Below are 3655 nucleotides of genomic sequence, written 5' to 3' on the forward strand. Positions count from 1 at the left end.
AACTGCTTGCGGCGGGTGTCGTGCCGTGGCGCAGACCGTGGGTCGTTAGTGGCGCGGTAAACTGGATAACGCAGCGGCCCTACCGGGGGATTAATACACTGTTACTTCCGCCAGGAGAGTACGCCACTTATAAGCAGATTACGGAAGCTGGGGGCAGTGTCAAAGGCGCTAAGTCTCAAATCGTTGTTTTCTGGCGCTGGTTAGAAAAAGAGGATGCGGATACCGGAGAAGCTGAGAAAATACCGATGCTTCGCTATTACCGAGTGTTTGACATAAAGGACTGCAAGGGCATAAAAAGTAAGCGGAAGGAGATCAGTTTTGACCATGATCCTATTGCTGAAGCGGAAGCGATTGTAGACGGATATGCAGACGCTCCGCCGATCGGCTTCACGTCAGGACGGGCTTATTATATGCCATCTCCAGACAGGGTCAGTGTTCCGCCCATACAAGACTATCCAAAAGCAGAGGAGTATTATTCGACCTTATTTCATGAACTCATACACAGTAGCGGGCATCAGAGCCGTTTAAACCGGCCAGGCATCGAGGAATACGCCGCCTTTGGTGATGAAAACTATTCCAAGGAAGAACTTATAGCCGAGATTGGAGCAGCCATGCTCTGCGCGACTTGCGGCATTGATAACAGCACCATCGAGAACAGCGCCGCTTATATCCAGTCATGGCACCGAAAACTTAAAAATGATCCAACGTTAATTGTAAAGGCCGCAGGACAAGCCCAAAAGGCGACAGACTATATACTAGGTACGACTTTTGACGAAGCAAATGGTAACTAAAGAGGCAGGGGCTTTGCCCCTGCGAATTGAGTTTCGCCAGGGGGATTCCTCCCCCTGGACCCCCTCTTAATTTAAATTAAAAGCACTACTTCTTTTCCTTTTCTCGCTTCGCAGCTTTTATTAGTTCAAGATTTATTTTTGCAGTAGCCCACTGAATTAATGTGGGGATGGCAGTGCTAACGAGTTTATCCATAGATCCGAACCGTTTTCCTGTAAAGGGGCATATGTACTGGTCTTTTACTTCTACAATTACATTTTCCGCTTGGTTAGGATAGAGAACTCGAAACATTGACTCTTTCGCAGCATCTATGATGTCAGATGATAGTTGTTCATCCGTGCGGTCTAGATAAGTGTCCCAACATTCTTCAGCTAGAGGACGAGGATAGGAGATGGGAATACGCTGCGTTTCCCATTCAGGTCTTAGGGTAACATCAGGCTGTTTTTTCATTTTATCTTTTAAAAAGGCAGCTACAGTCTTACCCGAATCTTCAATTTCTGTCCATTCTTCTTTGGTTAGCGTTAAGGAAACTTTTTTGGTAATTCCTTGAGAGGGACGGCCAACAGGGCGCGGATCATGAGTCTGGTTCACAAGTTTCACTCCTTATCATTTGAGTAACTTTAATTATTATAATATAGGTTACCTAAATGATCTCCTTAAAAAAGTTGAGAGTCATAGTACCAGGTGTATCCCTTTTTTCGGATCTGGTTTCAACCTGGGCTTGGTTTTAACCAAGCCTTAAATAAATAGAGTTTTGAGGAAGCTTTTAAGGGATCTAGCTCTACAGCGGGTACGATCTTGTTTCAGCTGGAGGTGCTTATTTAAAGCAAGATAGAGGCTTCACAGGAACAGAAAGATGTTAGGGCTGATGCTACCAGCTCTAAGGCGGCAAGACCACCCACCTAAGAGCCGCTACGCACCGCTGCAGGGTTACTTAGGCCGATAACAAGAGCGCCTAACCCGGGAAACAAAGCATCCCGGATAAGGTGCTCTATGTTCCTGTCCTTCGCTTTACACCCCGCACGGAGCCAAGATCAAAGGCGCTTTGATGCGGATCGTGGAAGGTATGACTGCATGCTCATTACGCTATGCTTTATCATCCAAGGCCATTTGTCAGCACAAACTTTTTGATACTTCTTAACCCAATATGAAAACAGTAAGGATGAAGTAAGATGCGCTTAGGAGGGGTTTGATTTGATCGAAAAAAACTTGGCCAGTATTGAACAAGCTAGAAAGCAGCTTAATGCCTTGGTTAAGAAATACAATAACGATTTTCAACATCCAGTTGTAATAAAGCAATCGATGCTATTAGATGAACTCATTAACCAGTATAGTAGAACTGGAAAACAAAAAGAAAAGCCGATTGTTTGACTAATCGACTCTGGGTAAAGAACTTTTTCTGGATCCCTCGCTTTTTGAGCTTAACAGTTTATACAGAATAACGGAATGGTTATGTTCTATAAATAAATGATGAAGAAAAAGGCCAGGAAGGAGCCAGATCATGCAGACATGTGCGTATTGTGGTTCAGCTGTTGAACCCGTCGGTAAGGGGCTATATTGCTTATTTTGTGATATGGAAGTCTACCGGGATGAGGTGCAAGAAAACGGGATGAGAAGGCCGCTAATAGCTGAAAAAGTAGTGTTTCTGTCCGCTGCTAAGCGACCGACACAGGAACTTATGGAAAAGGACAGTTATTTTTTGACCTTACTACTAAAGCTGGTACGCAATGAACGCAAGCGCACATACAATCTGCTCCGAGTGGTTAATAAAGGAGCCGAATTGCAACCTAAAAAATTTAAGTCCGGACAAGATGAAGGTGCAAAGAATTACCAGTATTGGACACGAAAAGCTTGGATTATTGAAAACATTTTACGCGATAGAGCGGGGTACTATCCGATAAAAATTACGGATAACATGTTAAATAGCATCATTGAGCAAATGGAGGAAAGTAATCAAAAACCGATGACATTTTCTCCAAAGTAGTTGTTCCAAAGCAGCGAGATTACAAACAATTTTAGCATTTTAATTTAAGTAACTTAAAAGGGATTCTTGCATTTGTATTTAAGTAACTTAAAATAAAATTCGGTTTTTTAATTTGAGTTACTTAAATTAAAACATAATGTAATTGGGGTCTTGTCAGATTCATGCGGATTTACAACGTTAAGATAAATAAAGTTACCAAACGACGCTTTGGGAACGATTTTTGTTTAACTAATGAATATTAAATGGTTAAATTATCGATATGGAATTCAAAGGGAGGTGGATATTTTGAAACCATTAGTTATAGGTATTGGAACATTACTAATAGGACTTATTTTATGTATATTTCTCTCTAATATTTTTAGTTCTGGTGCACCTGAAATCGGAAGTTCTTATTTAGGCTTTATAGGATTTTCATTCTTGTATTTAGCAAGTGTAATGGCAGTATGTACATATTTGATTATCAAAAATGTACATAAATAAAAATTTCACCATACAACTCCATACAAAATAACGTTCCCAAATGCAAGTTTGGGGACATACGAAAAAGAGACAAACGTTGATATACCAGCGTTTGTCTCTTTTTTAGTGGAACATTGTTTATACAGCTATTTATGCAAGCGCCACAAAAACTTGATATATCGACATTTCTACAATTATGGCGTACCACTCAGAATGCATAAAATCCTGTATATTTCTGACGCTACCCTTCTAATACCATTTTTTAAAAGTTATCATTTTTCAACATTATCCTTTAACAGAGCCTTTAATTTAAGTAACTTAAAAAGGGTGTTCTCCAGGAGAACACCCTTCAGACTGTAGACAAACTAGCTTAAACTAGTTTGCCTGCAGTCTTTTTTATTTTACAATAGAAGTAACTACTTT

5 protein-coding genes are annotated in these 3655 nt (G+C 40.7%); 4 read left to right on the forward strand and 1 reads right to left on the reverse strand.

The annotated features are described in order from the left end of the window. The first annotated feature begins 2 nt into the window (after positions 1-2). Entirely contained in the window at positions 3-791 is a 789-nt protein-coding gene (locus GQY27_RS20970) for an ArdC family protein (RefSeq protein ID WP_160037206.1), read from the forward strand. An 85-nt stretch (positions 792-876) separates the two neighbouring features. Here GQY27_RS20970 and GQY27_RS20975 read toward each other — a convergent pair whose 3' ends face one another. Then, entirely contained in the window at positions 877-1380 is a 504-nt protein-coding gene (locus GQY27_RS20975; protein ID WP_160037207.1) for a hypothetical protein, read from the reverse strand. Positions 1381-1983: 603 nt separating this feature from the next. On the opposite strand from GQY27_RS20975, the gene GQY27_RS20980 reads away from it, so the two are divergent. From GQY27_RS20980 to GQY27_RS20990, 3 genes are all read left to right on the forward strand, one after another. After that, positions 1984-2160 carry an aspartyl-phosphate phosphatase Spo0E family protein gene (locus GQY27_RS20980; RefSeq protein ID WP_160037208.1) on the forward strand — a complete coding sequence of 59 codons (177 nt, stop codon included), beginning with the start codon at positions 1984-1986 and terminating at the stop codon, positions 2158-2160. Between the two features lie 130 nt (positions 2161-2290). After that, entirely contained in the window at positions 2291-2773 is a 483-nt protein-coding gene (locus tag GQY27_RS20985; RefSeq protein ID WP_160037209.1) for a hypothetical protein, read from the forward strand. A 285-nt stretch (positions 2774-3058) separates the two neighbouring features. Then, positions 3059-3253, forward strand: coding sequence for a hypothetical protein (locus tag GQY27_RS20990; RefSeq protein WP_160037210.1), 195 nt, complete (start codon positions 3059-3061; stop codon positions 3251-3253). Positions 3254-3655: the final 402 nt, after the last annotated feature.

Source organism: Paenibacillus sp. An7, from assembly GCF_009870785.1.
In the GTDB taxonomy this organism is placed as follows: domain Bacteria; phylum Bacillota; class Bacilli; order Paenibacillales; family Paenibacillaceae; genus Paenibacillus.

Bases quoted from the DNA above. Each gene is read 5' to 3' on its own strand.
- GQY27_RS20985 (WP_160037209.1), top strand. From the start codon at position 2,291: ATGCAGACATGTGCGTATTGTGGTTCAGCTGTTGAACCCGTCGGTAAG.